A 15,540-nucleotide genomic window follows, 5' to 3' on the forward strand; every position below is an offset into this window, starting at 1 on the left:
CCTTGCAACAGCATGCGTCTCAGTCAATGGGGTGGGCAGGGAGCCATGGGAGCTTGGGGCTGCGAAACCAATCCAATCCCCAGTGGATCCCCAGACCCGGCTCCATCGTGAGCTGATCGGCCTCCTGCGTCAACACAGCGCCTTCTGCGACCAGCGCCACCTGGTGCTGCTGGGCTGGATGATCGCCGGGCTGGTGAGCAGTCTTCAGGGATTCGCCGTGAGCCTGGCCGGCCAGCGCCGCAGCGTCGATCCCCACTGGCAGCGGGTCCTGAGCTTTGTGCGGATCGGCCTGCAGTGGCTGCAACAGGCTGTGGTCCACGCCGGCAGAACTCTGCTGGCCTGGATACCGATCCCGCTGCGAGAGCTGGGGCCCTGCATCCCCAGTCGCGGCGTGCTGCGACGGCAGAAAGAGCCCTGGTTCACACGGATTGAGCTGCCGCCACCGCCACGCCAGTCCCAACTGCTGGCTGTCGCATGACCGTCTCGGCTGAGATGTGTCGGGCAGTCAGGCTCAGACCTGGATCAGCTCGTCCTGCGAGCAACCGTTTTCTACCCTTCGGTGGTCGTGCCAAGAGGGGGCTCCTGGCTTAGTGACTCTGAGGCAGCCGACATGATGCCGTGAGGCCCCGTGACGAGTTGAGGCACAGAACTTCCAACAGCTGGATACAATCACTGCAGTGACATCACCTGCTGATCTTGCCAGGAATACCATGACCATTCCTTCAGCGCCCAGTACAGGCGTGAGCCAGCCACGATGAAGTCATCCCAGTCATGGATCACCACACAAGCCGCCATGGCCGCAATCACCGTTGCCGCTTTAGCGCTGGCGTCTGTGCGTGATGTTCAGGCCTGCTCCCGTGTTCTCTACGAAACAGGGCGTCAGAGCTTCATCACTGGACGCACCATGGACTGGGCAGACCCCACGGCCGCTACGGCGCTCTGGGTGTTCCCGAAAGGGATGAAACGTAATGGAGGGGCGGGCTCCAAGCCGATCCAGTGGACCTCCAAGCACGGCTCACTGGCCACGTCATTCTATGACGTTGGAACAGCAGATGGAATGAATGATAAAGGATTTGTTGCCAATTTGCTCTATCTTAATGAGGCAGATTTCGGCGATGGTGCGCGATCAGGAAAACCCACCCTTTCGGTGGGAGCCTGGGCGCAGTACATGCTCGACAACTACGCCACGGTGAAAGAAGCGGTGGCTGCCATGGCCACTTCGCCCTTCGCCATCATTGCCCCGCCACTGCCCAATGGCAAGGCAGCCGGCCTTCATCTCTCCATTTCTGATGCATCGGGCGACTCGGCGATTTTTGAATACATCAAAGGCAAGCTGGTCATTCATCACGGCCCGCAATACCAGGTGATGACGAACTCGCCAACCTTTGATCAGCAGCTCGCGCTGAACGCCTACTGGGAGCAGCTCGGTGGCAACAACTTTCTTCCAGGCACGATCAGTGCTGCCGATCGCTTTGTGCGCTTGAGCTATAACCTCAAATCTTCGCCCAAGTACAAAGAACCGGAACTGGCACTGGCTTCAGTCTTTTCGCAGATGCGCGCCATGAGCGTTCCGCTTGGCATGTCGAATCCCAATAAGCCCAATATCGCCATGACCCTGTGGCGAACCGTGGCAGATCAGAAGGCCAAGATCTACTATTTCGAGTCTGTGATTTTTCCCGCCGTCTCCTGGATCGACATGAGCAAGGTTGACCTGTCTGTGGGAACAGCACCGCAGATGATCCGCATTGAGCAAGGCCAGGCGATTGCGGGTGAGATCTCTGGGATTTTCAAGCCCTCTGTACCTTTCAAATGGCTCGGTGCGAAGTGATCGGGATCTTCTCCAAAGAGGTCAAGCCACGCCTGAAACCAAGCGCCCAACATCAGCATGTCAATGCATGAACCCGTCGAACCCCGAGTTTCAAATGACCGAGAGGATTGCAGTCCCGTCTCTATCGGCTGTCACCAGGCCAACACCCCCGCCATTAGTGAGGTCTTTGGGCTTCAGGTCGAAGGCTTAGGCTTGGGCGCGGACTTGACCGCAGGCTGTACAACAGGTTTAGCCGCTGGTGGGGCTGCGGGCTTGCTGACTGCGCCGGGCTGGGCCGGAGCTTCTTTGCTGGCATTGGGAGCTGGTTTGGCATTGGCGCAGAGATTGGCCACCATCAGGTCTTCACCGCCTGTGGCTGCCGATTCGCCCAGGCTCAACGGCAGCCGCCACGACTCCCACTGGGCCTCGGCGACCTGACGACTGATGCGTAGGCTGGAGCAGAACACTGCCACATTGCCCGTGATCGGCGGATCACCGCAGCGGAACATGGTGGTGCGAACACCCTTGGCACTCAAGCGCCAGCTGGTCCAGTCGTATTTGCAGGCCCCGAAGCTGCGCCAGCGGGGGGCCTTCAGACGACGGATCTGCTCCAGCAGTTCCTTTTCTTTGGCGGTGAGGGCATCAGCCGCTTCAGGAACGAAAACCTTGGCCGGAATGTCGGCCGCTTGGGGTGCCTCTGCGGGTTGTGGCGTTTCGGCCTGGGCAGCGGCAGGGCCGCTCTTGAGGGTCATCACCGCCAGCAACACGACGCTGAGGAAGGGGCCCGCCCTGAAGCCGTGCAACGTCAGCTGAAGTGTGCTGGGGGCTCCAAGGGTCATCCGTTCGGGGCTGTGGTGCTGACAAGCCGGAGGCTGGAGGAGAACTACTTTGCTTCCTTCTTCTGCAGATACTCACGCCGCAGCAGGGTGAAGAGATAGTCGGGGGCTTTATACATGCTGGGCAGACAATTGTGGAGTGTCTCCAGGCGGCTCCAGCACACTGTGCGTTGAATTTCCTGGGAGGTTCTCTCCTCCATGATCAACATTTTCATGGCTTTGCAATAGAGGTGATAGTTCGCCTCAAGCTCGCCGACCGTCAGGGAGGCTGCTTCAGTCATGGCCATTCAGAACCGGTTTTCAAGGGGATTGGATCCTGGTCTGGATGCAGGGTCGATCAGATCATCCGTGGGCCGAGATCGATCCGGCATACAGCGGCTCACGGATACACATCAGCCTAAACCTCCGTTGGGGCTGCTGCTGGCCTGGCTTGACGAAGCTTTCGCCTTGATCTTCAGGCAGTCAGTCCATTCCCGCCTGGGAAGAATGGATTTGTGAACGCATGCAGGCAATGGTTGAAAGATATCGTCACTGGAGTGAACCACAATCAGCCCCCTTACTGAGGAGAAATACCTAGTGAGGCGTGGTTCCATCTTTTTTGGCAGACTTGGGGGCCGATCAGAACGGCCATGGATCTGAGCAACGAGCGCTGCGTACCCTGCCGCGATGGTGCCCCCATCCTCACCAGCGAGGAGCTGGACGCCCTCATGCCCAGCCTGAGCGGCTGGCAGCTGGTCGACCACCATCACCTCCACAAGCCATGGTCATTTCCTGATTTTCAATCGGCACTCGACTGGATCAACCGGGCCGGGGCGGTCTGTGAGGCGGCGGGTCACCACGCCGATTTCTCCCTGGGCTGGGGTCGGGCGGAGGCCGTGATCTTCACCCACAAGGTGGATGGCCTCACCCGGGCGGATGCGGTGCTGGCCGCCAAACTCGATGCCATCAGCGCAGTGCCACCGGCCACCCCCTACGGAGGCTATGCCGCCGCTTCGCCGGCTTCGGAGCCTGGACCGGAGACCTTGAGCTCAATGGTGTAGCTCAGCTGCGAGCCCACATCGGTGCCGCGGTAGGTGCCGGTGGTGGGAGCGGCCATCAGGTGGTCGGGCGAAGCCGCCAGGGCCACATGGCCATCGGCCACCGCCAGCCCCAGGCTGGGGTCGTAGCCCCGCCAGCCACCGCCCGGCAGGTACACCTCCGCCCAGGCGTGCAGTTCGTGCTCGCTCACCTCCGGCGGGTGATGCATCGAGTAGCCGCTGACGAAGCGTGCCGCCAGCCCCTGGCTGCGGCAGGCCATCACGTAGAGCATCGCCGTGTCACGGCAGGCCCCGGTGCGGCCCGAGAGAGTCTCCTCCGGGCTGAAGGGTTCGCCATCGAGGCGGCCGATGTGGTGAAAGCCGTGGTGAATGTCATCGGCCAGCCGCATCAGAAAGTCAGGGGTGGAATGCTCCACCTCGGCAGCAAGGCCAGCGGCCCAGGCGCCCACAGGATTGGAACCGGGATCGCTGGAGCCCGGTGTGGAGAGGCTGGGAGCCAGGGACCCAGCCTCGGCAGCGGGGTAGGCCGCCGGCAGCCTCTGGGCCTGTGGGTGGGTGAGGATCCAGTCGAAGGGATTGCAGCGCAGGGTCTCCACCACCGAGCTCACCTGCAGGTGCAGGCGCTCGCGCTTGTCGCTGAACCAGAGCACTCTGGCGTCGGTGCCATCTGGCTCGAGAATCAGGCTGTGGCCTGCCGGAGCCTCCGTCACCGTCAACGCATGGGAGATCAACCGCTGCGTCACGTCCTGGCGTGGACTGAGCCGGACGGTCATCGGCTCGAGAAACACCGGCCGCTCATAGCGGAAGCGGATGGAATGGTGAATCTCGAACAGCATGCCGGTGGTGACGCAATCTCAGGAGGGCCGCTGGTTGGATCAGCGGCGACCGAGCAGATCCTCCCAGCTGGGAGGAGTCTGATGCTGGGAGGCTGGGGCCGTGCGGCGGCTGGAGCGGTCGGCGGATGCAACGTCCGCCTGGGACAGGATGAAGGTCATGGGAACAACGTGTGATCTGGATATGGTTTCTGCACCGGGCGTCACCCGCAGATCCTGAAGGGACCGGCGTAGCGGATGGCGTTGGGAACCTGATGGCCACCCCGGGAAGCAAAGGGAGTGGCGCGGTGCTGGATCAGGCTCTGTGCGAGCTGCGCGGCTCGCCGGCTTCAGCCTGACTGAATTACCTTAACCCCAGCGTGCCCTCCATGGTTGGAGCGGTCGCATGCCGTCATGAACCGAGTACGGACGCGATCTGGTTGCGTCCGTTGGTCTTGGCCAGCTCCAGGGCTCGCTCGGCTCGCTGCACCAGGTCGCCGAAGTCGGTGTCGTCGTGGCCCAGTGCTGAGACGCCACCGCTGACGCTGAGGTGGTATCCGGAGCGCGAGAACACACCGCCCATGCGACTGGTGGCCTGGCGAATCCGCTCGGCCAGCTGCAGAGCCGCATCGCCGCCTTGATCGATCAGCAGGATCACGAACTCCTCATCCCCGAGGCGGGCGATGAAGTCCTGCTCGCGCAGAAACCCCTTGCAGAGGTGGCTGAAATCAAGCAGCACCTGGTCGCCGGCGGGATGCCCCCAGCGGTTGTTGATCTGACGAAAGTTGTCGATGTCGAGGCAGATCAGGGCCATGGGTTCTGCCGCAGCGCGCGCGTCCTCCATCTCCCATTGCCCCACGCTGAACAGAGCGCCGCGGTTGGAGAGTCCCGTCACGGGGCAGAGGCTGGAGTCGTGGCGCCATTCGATCTCGCGCATCACCACTTCGGCGAGCAGGCGCAACTGCTGGACCTGCTCCGGGCTGAACTCCCTCGGTTTCTGATCGATCACGCAGAGGGTGCCGAGGTTGTGGCCGTCCTTGGTGCGCAGGGGAGCGCCCGCGTAGAAGCGGATGCCTGGACCGGAGACCACCAGGGGGTTGCCGCTGAAGCGCTCGTCGTTGAGGGCATCGGGCACCACCATCACCTCGTCGCTGGCGATGGTGTGGGCGCAGAAGGCCACCTCCCGTGGGGTCTCGCTCACCTCCAGCCCCTCCCTGGAGAGAAACCACTGGCGGTTGTGGTCCACCAGGGAGATCAGGGCGATGGGCATGTCGAAGATGGCGCTCGCCAGCTTGACGATCCGATCGAAGTGATGGTCACCCGCCTGATCGAGCAGCTGATGGCGCTGCAGTTCCCGCAGCCGCAGGGCCTCATCGGCGGGAACCGGGTAGGAGCGGGCCGAACCATCACCTGCGGTCTCGTTCACCTTGTCTGCCGCAACCCTGTTGGCAATGTAGGCAAAGCGGCGCCCGCGGGCTCCAGCCGAATCAGGGCCCCATCCCGCACCCGTTGCCCCACCGACAGGCTGCTCTGCTTCAGCACCTCCCCGCTGGGACCCAGCTCGATGCGGCGCACATCGCCCGACAAGAGTCCGCCGGCGAACAGGTTGCCATTTCAGGCAGCCACGGCCCTGCCGCTGCCCACCGCCATCAGCGGATTGAGCGCTTCGCCGCCACGGGCGCTGTGCTCGCTGGGCCAGATCCGCCCCTGCAGCGGGTCGTAGGCCAGACCCTGAATGGTGCGATGACCCAGGCTCCACAGCGCTGGATCAGTACCTCGATCCGAGCGGAAGGGATTGTCGGCGGGGATGGAGCCGTCGTCGTTGAAGAGCAACACCTTGCCGAGGCCGCTGGGCTTCGACTGGGCCTTGAGCCGGATCGCCTGGCCCTCCAGCTCGATCGGCGTGGCGCCCTTCAACAGAGGGGTCGGTGCTGGGGGCCGGGTCTGTCTCGATAGAATCTGCCTGACATTTGGCGTGGACTGGAGGTCAGGCACTGGCATGGTCCAGGCGATTCCGATCACGGCATCGATTCTGATGCTGTTCGTGCTGGCCCATGGACTGGGGGCTGGCCTGTCGGTGCTGAACCCAGCGGCGTTCGAGAGCTACTCCACAGCCCTGCATCACGCCCCCTGGCTGCTGCCCCTGGAAATCAGCCTGGCACTGGCCGCCCTCGCTCACCTGGGGTTCAGCGTTCGGCACCTGATCGCGAACCACCGGGCCCGGGGGGGGGTGCCCTACAGCCAGTGGCGCAGCAAGCGTGGGCAGCCCTTGGCGGCCCTCTCTGGCCGCATGGCCCCCGTCAGTGGTGGCCTGCTGCTGCTGTTTCTGGTGGTGCACCTCACCCAGTTGCGCTGGCACCGGCCAGGCGATGGACTGGAGCGCCAGGCCCTAGCCCTGGCGCTGGCCTCCCCCTGGGCCCTTGTCCTCTACGTGCTGGCCGGAGTGGCCCTAGGCCTGCACCTGCTCCACGGGGCCGAGAGCCTCAGCCGCAGCCTGGGCTGGCTCGACGAGAGCAACGCCAAGGGGTTGCGGCTGGCCAGCCGCTCCCTAGCGGCCGTGCTCGGTGCTGGCTTCGCCCTGCTGCCCCTGGCGCTGCGCTCCGCAGGTGCCGTGGCGGGGGCTGGGCTCTGATGCGGCTCGATCCCCAGCTGCCCACGGGTCCGCTGGCTGAGGCCTGGAGCCGGCGACGCCAGGACCTGCCGCTGGTGGCGCCCGCCAACCGGCGCCACTTCCGGGTGCTGGTGGTGGGCAGTGGCCTGGCGGGCGCCTCGGCCGCCGCAAGTCTGGCCGAGCAGGGCTATCAGGTGAGGCTGGTCACCTACCACGACAGCCCCAGGCGGGCCCATTCCGTGGCGGCCCAGGGTGGCATCAACGCCGCCCGCAACTATCAGAACGACGGCGACAGCGTTGAGCGCCTGTTTCGCGACACCGTGCGCGGCGGAGATTTCCGCGCCCGGGAGGCCGGCTGCCACCGGCTGGCTGAGATCAGTGGATCGATCATCGACCAGTGCGTGGCCCTGGGGGTGCCCTTCGCCCGCGAGTACGGCGGCAGCCTCTGCAACCGCAGTTTCGGAGGCTCCCAGGTGAGCCGCACCTTCTACGCCCGCGGCCAGACGGGCCAGCAGCTCCTCTACGGCGTGGTTCAGGCCCTGCTGCGCCAGGTGGCGGCGGGTCGGGTGGAGCTCTGCCCCCAGCGCGACCTGCTGGATCTGATCTGCCTCGATGGTGTGGCCCGCGGCGCCATCTGCCGTCACCGGCTCAGTGGTGCCCTCGAAACCCACACGGCCCATGCCGTGCTGCTGGCCAGCGGTGGCTACAGCAACGTCTTCCATCGCTCCACCAACGCGGTGCGCTCCAACGCCAGCGCCCTCTGGCGCGCTCACCGCCGCGGCGCCCTGATGGCGAATCCCTGCTTCACCCAGATCCACCCCACCTGCATCCCCAGCGGCGACCCCGACCAGAGCAAGCTCACCTTGATGAGCGAGAGCCTGCGCAACGACGGGCGGGTCTGGCTGCCGCGGAGGCCGGGGGACCAGCGGCGCCCCGACCAGGTACCCGAGGCGGAACGGGATTACTTCCTGGAGCGGCTCTACCCCAGCTACGGGAACATGGTGCCCCGCGATGTGGCCTCCAGGCGCGCCCGCGAACTCTGCGTGGCCGGCCATGGGGTGGGGCCCGGCGGCCGCTCGATCTATCTGGATTTCCAGGAGGCGATCGAGCGCGTGGGCCGCGGGGTGATCCAAGAGCGCTACGGCAATCTGTTTGCCATGTATGAGCGCATCAGCGGCAGCGATCCCTACCGGGAGCCGATGCGCATCTATCCCGCTCCCCATTACACGATGGGGGGTCTGTGGGTGGACTACCACCTGATGAGCACGATCCCGGGGCTGTTCGTGCTCGGCGAGGCGAATTTCTCCGAGCACGGCGCCAACCGCCTGGGGGCCAGCGCCCTGATGCAGGGCCTCGCCGATGGGCTGTTCATCGCCCCGGCCACGGTGCCGGCCTGGCTGGCCCAGCAGCCCCACCCCGAGCTCGACGAACACCATCCCGCTTGCCGCGAGGCCGTGGAGGGCGTGCGCCAGCGCATCGCCGCCCTGCGTTCCATCGGTGGCCGCCAGCCAGCTGAAGACCTGCGCCGTCAGCTGGGGGGCCTGCTGATCGAGAGCTGCGGCATCAGCCGCTCGGCCCAGGGGCTGCGCTCAGGCCTCGAGGAGGTGGCGGCCCTGCGGGCCAGCTTCGATCAGGATCTGCTGCTGGTCGATCCCGGCACACCCCTGGATCCCGAGCTGGAGAAGGCCCTGCAGTTGCAGGATTACCTCGAGCTTGCGGATCTGATGTTGCGCGATGCCCTGGCGCGGGAGGAGTCGTGTGGAGCCCATTTCCGTGAGGAACACCAGAGCGAGAGCGGGGAGGCCCTGCGCCGCGACGACGCGTTCAGCCACATCGCCGCCTGGAAGTGGCGGCCGGATGGAGCACCGATCCGCCATCAGGAACCGCTGCAGTTCCAGGCGATCAGCCCCACGGCCCGGAGTTACCGATGAGCGCCCCCAGCAGCCTCAGCCTGCGCCTGAGGATCTGGCGACAGCGTCAGGATGAGCCGGGCGGGCGCTTTCTCAGCTATCCGCTCACGGACCTGAGCCCCGATCTCTCCCTGCTGGAGGCCCTCGATCGGCTCAATCAACAGCTGCTGCTGGCGGGCGAGCGGCCGGTGTCCTTCGACCACGACTGCCGCGAGGGCATCTGCGGGTCCTGCGGCTTCCTGATCAACGGCCAGGCCCACGGGCCGCGCAGCGGCACCGCCCTCTGCCAGCTCTACCTGCGCGAATTCAGCGATGGCCAGAGCCTCACCCTCGAGCCCTGGCGGGCCCGTGCCTTCCCCCTGATCCAGGACCTGGTGGTGGACCGTTCCGCCCTCGATCGGCTGCTGATGGCCGGGGGGTATGTGTCGATCAACATCGGCAGCGCGCCGGAGGCCAATGCCCTGTCCGTGGCTCGGGAGCAGGCCGCCCAGGCCTTTGATGCCGCCAGCTGCATCGGCTGCGGCGCCTGCGTGGCGGCCTGTCCCAATGCCTCGGCCAGCCTGTTCGTGGCGGCCAAGCTGGCCCACCTCGAGCTGCTGCCCCAGGGTCAGCCCGAGGCCCAGCAGCGCTCCCTGCGCATGCGCGAGCAGATGGCGGCGGAGGGCTTTGGCGCCTGCGGCAACCAGCTGGAGTGCTCCGCCGTCTGCCCGAAGGAGATTCCCTCCAGCCTGATCAGCCGCATGAACCACCTGGCGCGGGGCTGAGCGGACGGGGGTGGCTTGCACTGCCATGCTGGCCAAGGGGCAGGCGCCATGAGCTTTTTCGTCAAACTCACCGAAGCGATGGCCAGCCGCCAGTCGCTGCTGATCACCGGCTTGGATCCCAACCCGGAGATGCTGCAGACCTGGACGCGCCATAACGCCGGCAGCGGGTCGTTCCTGGCCCAGGCCCGCCGCTGGATCAAGGCGGTGATCGAAGCCACCTCCGACAGCGTCTGCGCCTACAAGCCGAGCCTGGGCTTCTACCAGGCCCTCGGGCCCATCGGCCTGGAGTTGCTGCGGGAGGTGCGCGAGCTGGTGCCGCTGGAGCTGCCGCTGATCATCGATGCAAAGCATGGCGATCTGAACAGCTCCTCAGCCATGGCCCACTATCTGTTCCGCGACCTCGGTGCCGATGCGGTCACCCTCTCGCCGCTGGCTGGGCAGGACATCGCCGCGCCCTTTCTGCTCTATCCCGATCGGGCTGTGGTGCTCACCTGCCACAGCTCCAATCCCGGCGCCCGGGTGGTGCAGCACCACCCCAACGAAGACGACCCGCTCTACATCACGATTGTGCGGGAGACCCAGCTCTGGGGCACCCCGGAGCACCTGCTGCTGGAGGTGGGCACCAGCGATCCGGCGGTGCTGGCGCGGGTGCGGCGGGAGGCCCCGGAGCGTTTCCTGATCCTGCGCAGCCTCTGGGGAGAGGAAGAGCGCCTGGAGGCCCTGCTGCAGGCGGGCCTGAACAGTTCAGCCGATGGCCTACTACTGCCGCTCCCCCAACACCTGCTGGTGGAGGAGGGCATGGCGGCGGGCACCAGGGCCCTGCGCCAGCAGATCGAGACCATGCGGGCGAACTGGGACGGCGGCACGGCCGATCGCTGTGATCTCTGGCTGCCGGCTCCCCGCGGCGGATCAGCGGCTGCAGGGGCGACAGCAGCGACGACTTCCAGCGCTCCCACCGCCGCCGAGGTCCTTGAGCTGGGGCGGCTCGAAGATCAGCGCCTGGACGACCAGCGGCTTGATGAGTTGCTGGTGGATCTGTTCGACATTGGCTGCCTGCTCTTCGGAGAGTACGTGCAGGCCTCCGGTGCGGTCTTCAATTACTACATCGATCTCCGGCGGATCATCTCCGATCCCAACTTGTTCCACCGGGTGCTGCATGCCTATGCCCAGCCCCTGGCCCAGCTGCAATTCGACCGCATCGCCGGCATTCCCTATGGATCCCTGCCCACGGCCACGGGACTGTCGCTGCAATTGCATGTGCCCTTGATCTACCCGCGCAAGGAGGTCAAGGCCCACGGGGCCCGGCGCCTGATCGAGGGGGATTTCGAGGAGGGCGAAACCGTCGTGGTGGTCGATGACATCCTGATCACCGGCGGCAGCGTGCTGGAGGGCATCGCCAAGCTGGAGTCATCTGGCCTGAAGGTGCGCGACGTGGTGGTGTTCATCGACCACGGCGGCCAGGCCGTTGCCCGTCTGGAGGCCCAGGGCTACGCCTGCCATGCGGTGGTGGGCATCGAGCGCATCACCAGCGCCCTGCGTACGGCCAATCGCCTCAGTCAGGAGCAGGCCGATCTGCTGGCGGCCCACACCCAATCCACCCTGCCCTGCCGTTGATTCGCGGATGCTTCTTGTCCAAACTCTGGCCCCACCCCTCACCCCGATCCTGGCCGCCGCATCGACGGAGCAGGCCAATGCACTGGATTTTCCCATTCAGACGCATCTGTTGTTCATCGGAGTTCTGTTTCTTGGCACTCTGACCATCAGTCGATTCTCGCCGAAGATCGGCATTCCAGCCATCCTCGGGGTGCTGCTGCTGGGTCTCTCGATCAATGTCAGCAGCCTCAACATCACCCAGGCCCAGGCGGCGAACTTTCAGTTACTGGGCCTGGCCCTGCTGCTCTTCTACGCCGGGCTCAAGACTGATCTGGCGGCAATCCGGGGATTTTTGGAATACGGGATCATCCTTGCCATCGGCGGGGTGGTGGTGTCCTCATTGCTGCTGGGTGGGGTGATCTGGTTCCTGGCCTCCCCCGGGGCCAGCTCCCTCACCCTGGGGGGCGTGGAAGCCATCCCGATCGGCGCCGCAATGCTGATCGCCGCCTGCCTGGGCTCCACCGACGCGGGGGCCACCCTGAGCGTGCTGCGCTCGGTGCGACGCCAGGTGCCACTGCGGCTGCAGCACCTGCTGGAATTTGAATCCTCGGTGAATGATCCTTCCGCCCTGCTCTTCTACGGGCTGGTGGTGGGCATCTGCGTGAGCGCTGGTGCCACCGCAGGCCCCTCCAGCCTGGAGAGCACAGTACTCACCCAGATCAGGTTATTTCTGCAGCAGATCGGTGCAGGGCTGGTGGTGGGGTTTGTCTTTGGTTATCTGGCTCGCTTCGTGGTCAATTGGCTGGTGGAGGAGCGGTCCCAGCTGTTGGTGGTGGCCATGTCGGTGGCCTTTGTGGTCTATGGAGCGGCCACCCTGCTCGGGGGCTCTGGCTTCATTGCCATCTACGTGACCGGGCTGTTCCTCACCAACACGATATACCGTTCGCCCGAGATCAATCACATCACGATTCAGGAGGTGCTGCTCCCCTTCAACACGATGACGGAGATCACGATCTTCCTGGTTTTCGGTCTGCTGGTCTATCCGCCTGATCTGATCGATGCCCTGCCGATCGGAGTTCTTGCGTCCCTGGGGCTGATGCTGGTGGCACGGCCCATCAGTGTGCTGATGTTTCAGCCGTTCTCACCCTTCAGCTTCAAGGAATCACTGCTGGTGTCGTGGTGCGGCCTGCGCGGCGCTGTTCCCCTAGCCCTCGCCCATGACCTCAGCCTGGCGATTCCCAGAATCCGTGGCATCAACCCCGCCATCGTTGACGAACTCAGCCAGAACGCCGAGAGCATCATCTTCATCGTGGTGGTGGTCAATCTGTTCGTTCAGGGCATCAGCCTGCCCCACCTGGCCCGGGCCCTGGGACTGGTGCCCAACCCTGCGGCCAAGACCAGCATGATTCCCTGAACCGGATCGCCTGAGCCCAATCGGCTGAGGCCCTTCGCCAGATCAATCGGTTGCGGACTTGATCTGCCAGGGCAGGGTCTCTCCGGCCTGGAACGGCACCAGAGGTTGGGGCGATTCCCCTGCGCCGCCCAGTTCCATCATCAAGGGAACCTCCAGGGGCTGGCGCACCAGCTCGATCCTGTCTTCGTTGCGCGGCAGGCCGTAGAAGCGGGGCCCGAACTCCGAGGCAAAGGCCTCCAGCCGCTCCAAGGCGCCCTCCTGCTCGAACACCTGGGCGTAGCTCTCAAGGGCATGGGGGGCATTGAAGATTCCGGCGCATCCGCAGGCCGACTCCTTCGCCTGACGCGAGTGGGGCGCTGAATCAGTGCCCAGAAAGAAGCGGGGCTCTCCTGAGGTGGCGGCACCGCGCAGGGCGATGCGGTGCAATTCCCGCTTGGCCACCGGCAGGCAGTAGGCGTCAGGCCGCAGCCCGCCCCGGAACATGGCGTTGCGGTTGATCTGCAGGTGGTGGGGCGTGATCGTGGCGGCCAGGGTAGGGGGCCCCGCTGCCACGAAGGCCACAGCTTCGGCGGTGGTGATGTGCTCGAACACCACCTTCAGTCCCTGGTGTCGCCGCAGCAAGGGATCCAGGTGGCGCTCGATGAACACCTCCTCGCGATCGAAGACATCCACCTCAGGGTCGGTCACCTCCCCGTGGATCAGCAGCGGCATGCCGATCCGCTCCATTGCCTCCAGCGCCGGGGTGATGTGGGCCAGATCACTGACCCCGGCCTCGGCGTTGGTGGTGGCCCGGGCCGGGTAGAGCTTGGCGGCCGTGAACACCCCCTCGGCGAAGCCCCGCTCCAGCTCCGCCGCCGCGATCGTGTCGGTGAGATAGGCCGTCATCAGCGGCTCGAAGCCGGTGCTGGCGTCCACCGCCGCGAGGATGCGCTCCCGGTAGGCCGCTGCCGCAGCAGCAGTGGTGATCGGCGGCAGCAGGTTGGGCATCACGATCGCCCGCCGGAAGACCCGGGCTGTTTCCGGCGCCACGGCCCGCAGCATGGCGCCATCGCGCAGATGCACATGCCAGTCGTCGGGGCGGCGGATCAGCAGTTGCCGTGGAATGGCCGCCATGGAGCCGCTGTCGCGCACAGAAGATCCATCCTCAACCCCGGCGGCCGACCTCCCCAGAGCTCAGACGGCTCAAGGGAGGTCGGACTCAGAAGTAGAGCTCCTCATGCTGGTACAAGATCCGCGACGTGGGAGGCCTGCCAAAGATCGCCGAGAGCAGCAGCAGCATGCCGATCCGGCCCACGAACATACCCACCATCAGCACCAGTTGCCCCCAGCGATTCAGCTCGGCGGTCACCCCCACATCCAGCCCCACGGTGGCAATGGCTGAAATGCATGTGAACAGCTTCTGCAGGAAGGAGAACGCCTGCCCCTCCGTGCTCACGGCTCGGTCCAGGCCCAGCACCAGGGCCATCAGCAGCGTGCCCCCGCCGTTGCTGGAAGGGCTCCAACAGCTCACGGATGGGGTTGGTGCCGATGGTGGTGGATGGCCTGGAGGAGGAACTGGCTCTGCCTGGCACCCATCGATTCCGCAGAGATCCCATTATCAGCCCGGGTTAGCGGCATGTCCGTGGCAGAGCTGGCAAACTGCGCCCACTGCTTTGCTTCCGGTTGATGCAACCCTCGCCCCGCTGGCTCCTCGCCCTGCCCTTGCTGTTGGCCTTCACCCTCAGTGGTTGTGCCGACGACAGTGGCAGCGGAGGCGGTGTTCAGAGCATGAAGCTCTCCACCATCCGAGGTCGCGACAAGCTGGTCTGCGGTGTGGACGGGAAGCTGCCAGGCTTCAGCTTCCTCGGCCCCGACGGCACCTACAGCGGGCTCGATGCCGACACCTGCCGCGCTGTGGCGGCAGCTGTGCTGGGCGACCCGGCCAAGGTGGAGTACCGAGACCTCAACTCCAGTGAGCGCTTCGCGGCCCTGGCCAGCGGTGAGGTGGACATGCTGGCCCGTAACACCACCATGACCTTGAGTCGTGATTCAGCCGGCGGGAACGGTATTACGTTCGGGCCCACCACCTTCTACGACGGTCAGGGGGTGATGGTGCCTGTGGCCAGCGGAGCCAAGACCCTCAAGGATCTGGACGGCAAACCGATCTGCGTGGAGAGCGGCACCACCACCGAACTCAACCTGGCCGATCGCATGCGGGAGCAGGGCATCGCCTACACCCCGCTCAAGTTCCAGACCGGCGACCAGACCTATGCGGCCTACCTGGGTGGCCGTTGCGTCGCCGTCACCAGTGATCGCTCCCAGCTGGCAGCCAAGCGCAGCAGCTTCCCCAATCCCGATGAGCACATCCTTCTGCCGGAGGTGATGAGCAAGGAGCCGCTCACCCCCGCCAGCGTCAATGGCGACCCCGCCTGGGCCGATGCCATGCGCTGGACCGTTTTCGCCCTCTTCCAGGCTGAGGAACTGGGCATCACCAAGGCCAACGTGGCCACCAAGGTGGCTGAAGCCAAGGCCAACAAGAATCTGGCCGACCTGCGCCGCTTCCTGGGGGTGGAGGGTGATTTCGGCAAGCAACTGGGTCTGCCGGCCGACTTCGTTCCCAAGGCGATCGCAGCGGTTGGCAACTATGGAGAACTCTTTGAGCGCAATGTCGGCAGCGGCTCCCCGCTCAAGCTAGAGCGCGCCGAGAACCGCCTCTGGACCCAGGGTGGACTGATCTATTCGCCACCCTTCCGTTGAGCGCCACCCCTGTGAGCGCC

At 65.2% G+C, this 15,540-nt stretch carries 17 protein-coding genes; 9 read left to right on the forward strand and 8 right to left on the reverse strand.

From position 1 onward, the window contains the following. Positions 1-82: 82 nt before the first annotated feature. Positions 83-478 carry a hypothetical protein gene (locus KBY67_RS00885; protein WP_255107634.1) on the forward strand — a complete coding sequence of 132 codons (396 nt, stop codon included), beginning with the start codon at positions 83-85 and terminating at the stop codon, positions 476-478. A gap of 191 nt (positions 479-669) precedes the next feature. On the opposite strand, the gene KBY67_RS00890 is transcribed toward KBY67_RS00885, so the two are convergent. Further along, the gene (locus KBY67_RS00890) at positions 670-795 is read right to left on the reverse strand and encodes a hypothetical protein (protein ID WP_255107636.1); all 126 of its coding nucleotides are present in this window, start codon (positions 793-795) and stop codon (positions 670-672) included. Between KBY67_RS00890 and KBY67_RS00895 the strand changes: the two genes are divergently transcribed. Beyond that, positions 794-1,828: a linear amide C-N hydrolase gene (locus KBY67_RS00895; protein ID WP_255107637.1), complete on the forward strand. Its 1,035-nt coding sequence runs from the start codon at positions 794-796 to the stop codon at positions 1,826-1,828. The two genes, KBY67_RS00890 and KBY67_RS00895, sit on opposite strands and share 2 nt — an antisense overlap. Positions 1,829-2,001: 173 nt before the next feature. Here KBY67_RS00895 and KBY67_RS00900 read toward each other — a convergent pair whose 3' ends face one another. Then, positions 2,002-2,646: a hypothetical protein gene (locus tag KBY67_RS00900; protein ID WP_255107640.1), complete on the reverse strand. Its 645-nt coding sequence runs from the start codon at positions 2,644-2,646 to the stop codon at positions 2,002-2,004. A gap of 44 nt (positions 2,647-2,690) precedes the next feature. Beyond that, entirely contained in the window at positions 2,691-2,930 is a 240-nt protein-coding gene (locus KBY67_RS00905) for a DUF3136 domain-containing protein (protein WP_255107643.1), read from the reverse strand. A 342-nt stretch (positions 2,931-3,272) separates the two neighbouring features. Between KBY67_RS00905 and KBY67_RS00910 the strand changes: the two genes are divergently transcribed. Then, positions 3,273-3,683: a 4a-hydroxytetrahydrobiopterin dehydratase gene (locus KBY67_RS00910; RefSeq protein ID WP_255107646.1), complete on the forward strand. Its 411-nt coding sequence runs from the start codon at positions 3,273-3,275 to the stop codon at positions 3,681-3,683. Here KBY67_RS00910 and KBY67_RS00915 read toward each other — a convergent pair. The 3 genes from KBY67_RS00915 to KBY67_RS00925 all read right to left on the reverse strand — a co-directional run bounded on the left by KBY67_RS00915 (position 3,623) and on the right by KBY67_RS00925 (position 6,409). Beyond that, a complete protein-coding gene (locus tag KBY67_RS00915) occupies positions 3,623-4,516 on the reverse strand; it encodes a transglutaminase family protein (protein WP_255107649.1) in 894 nt (297 codons plus the stop codon). The genes KBY67_RS00910 and KBY67_RS00915 overlap by 61 nt on opposite strands. A 388-nt stretch (positions 4,517-4,904) precedes the next feature. Next, a complete protein-coding gene (locus KBY67_RS00920) occupies positions 4,905-5,918 on the reverse strand; it encodes a sensor domain-containing diguanylate cyclase (protein WP_255107652.1) in 1,014 nt (337 codons plus the stop codon). A gap of 188 nt (positions 5,919-6,106) precedes the next feature. Next, positions 6,107-6,409, reverse strand: coding sequence for a PQQ-dependent sugar dehydrogenase (locus tag KBY67_RS00925; RefSeq protein WP_255107655.1), 303 nt, complete (start codon positions 6,407-6,409; stop codon positions 6,107-6,109). Between the two features lie 82 nt (positions 6,410-6,491). On the opposite strand from KBY67_RS00925, the gene KBY67_RS00930 reads away from it, so the two are divergent. The 5 genes from KBY67_RS00930 to KBY67_RS00950 are packed head-to-tail and all read left to right on the forward strand — an operon-like array spanning position 6,492 to position 12,784. Continuing rightward, positions 6,492-7,124, forward strand: coding sequence for a succinate dehydrogenase (locus tag KBY67_RS00930; RefSeq protein ID WP_255107657.1), 633 nt, complete (start codon positions 6,492-6,494; stop codon positions 7,122-7,124). Further along, the gene (locus tag KBY67_RS00935) at positions 7,124-9,034 is read left to right on the forward strand and encodes a fumarate reductase/succinate dehydrogenase flavoprotein subunit (RefSeq protein ID WP_255107658.1); all 1,911 of its coding nucleotides are present in this window, start codon (positions 7,124-7,126) and stop codon (positions 9,032-9,034) included. Before KBY67_RS00930 ends, KBY67_RS00935 begins: the two co-directional genes overlap by 1 nt. Further along, complete coding sequence (locus KBY67_RS00940) at positions 9,031-9,777, forward strand: succinate dehydrogenase/fumarate reductase iron-sulfur subunit (RefSeq protein WP_255107660.1); 747 nt, start codon at positions 9,031-9,033, stop codon at positions 9,775-9,777. The genes KBY67_RS00935 and KBY67_RS00940 overlap by 4 nt, the downstream gene beginning before the upstream one ends. A gap of 48 nt (positions 9,778-9,825) precedes the next feature. Further along, the gene (locus KBY67_RS00945) at positions 9,826-11,391 is read left to right on the forward strand and encodes a bifunctional orotidine-5'-phosphate decarboxylase/orotate phosphoribosyltransferase (protein ID WP_255107662.1); all 1,566 of its coding nucleotides are present in this window, start codon (positions 9,826-9,828) and stop codon (positions 11,389-11,391) included. Between the two features lie 7 nt (positions 11,392-11,398). Continuing rightward, entirely contained in the window at positions 11,399-12,784 is a 1,386-nt protein-coding gene (locus KBY67_RS00950) for a cation:proton antiporter (RefSeq protein WP_255107664.1), read from the forward strand. Positions 12,785-12,826: 42 nt separating this feature from the next. Here the strand turns inward: KBY67_RS00950 and pyrC are convergent, their stop codons facing one another. Beyond that, the gene (pyrC, locus tag KBY67_RS00955; protein WP_255107665.1) at positions 12,827-13,897 is read right to left on the reverse strand and encodes a dihydroorotase; all 1,071 of its coding nucleotides are present in this window, start codon (positions 13,895-13,897) and stop codon (positions 12,827-12,829) included. Between the two features lie 85 nt (positions 13,898-13,982). Beyond that, positions 13,983-14,294 (reverse strand): potassium transporter TrkG, encoded by a 312-nt coding sequence (locus KBY67_RS00960; protein ID WP_399213643.1) that lies wholly within the window; start codon positions 14,292-14,294, stop codon positions 13,983-13,985. Positions 14,295-14,449: 155 nt separating this feature from the next. On the opposite strand from KBY67_RS00960, the gene KBY67_RS00965 reads away from it, so the two are divergent. Further along, positions 14,450-15,520, forward strand: coding sequence for an amino acid ABC transporter substrate-binding protein (locus tag KBY67_RS00965; RefSeq protein ID WP_255107667.1), 1,071 nt, complete (start codon positions 14,450-14,452; stop codon positions 15,518-15,520). Positions 15,521-15,540: the final 20 nt, after the last annotated feature.

Origin of the sequence: Synechococcus sp. RedBA-s, from assembly GCF_024345495.1 — a bacterium.
Lineage (GTDB): Bacteria > Cyanobacteriota > Cyanobacteriia > PCC-6307 > Cyanobiaceae > Regnicoccus_A.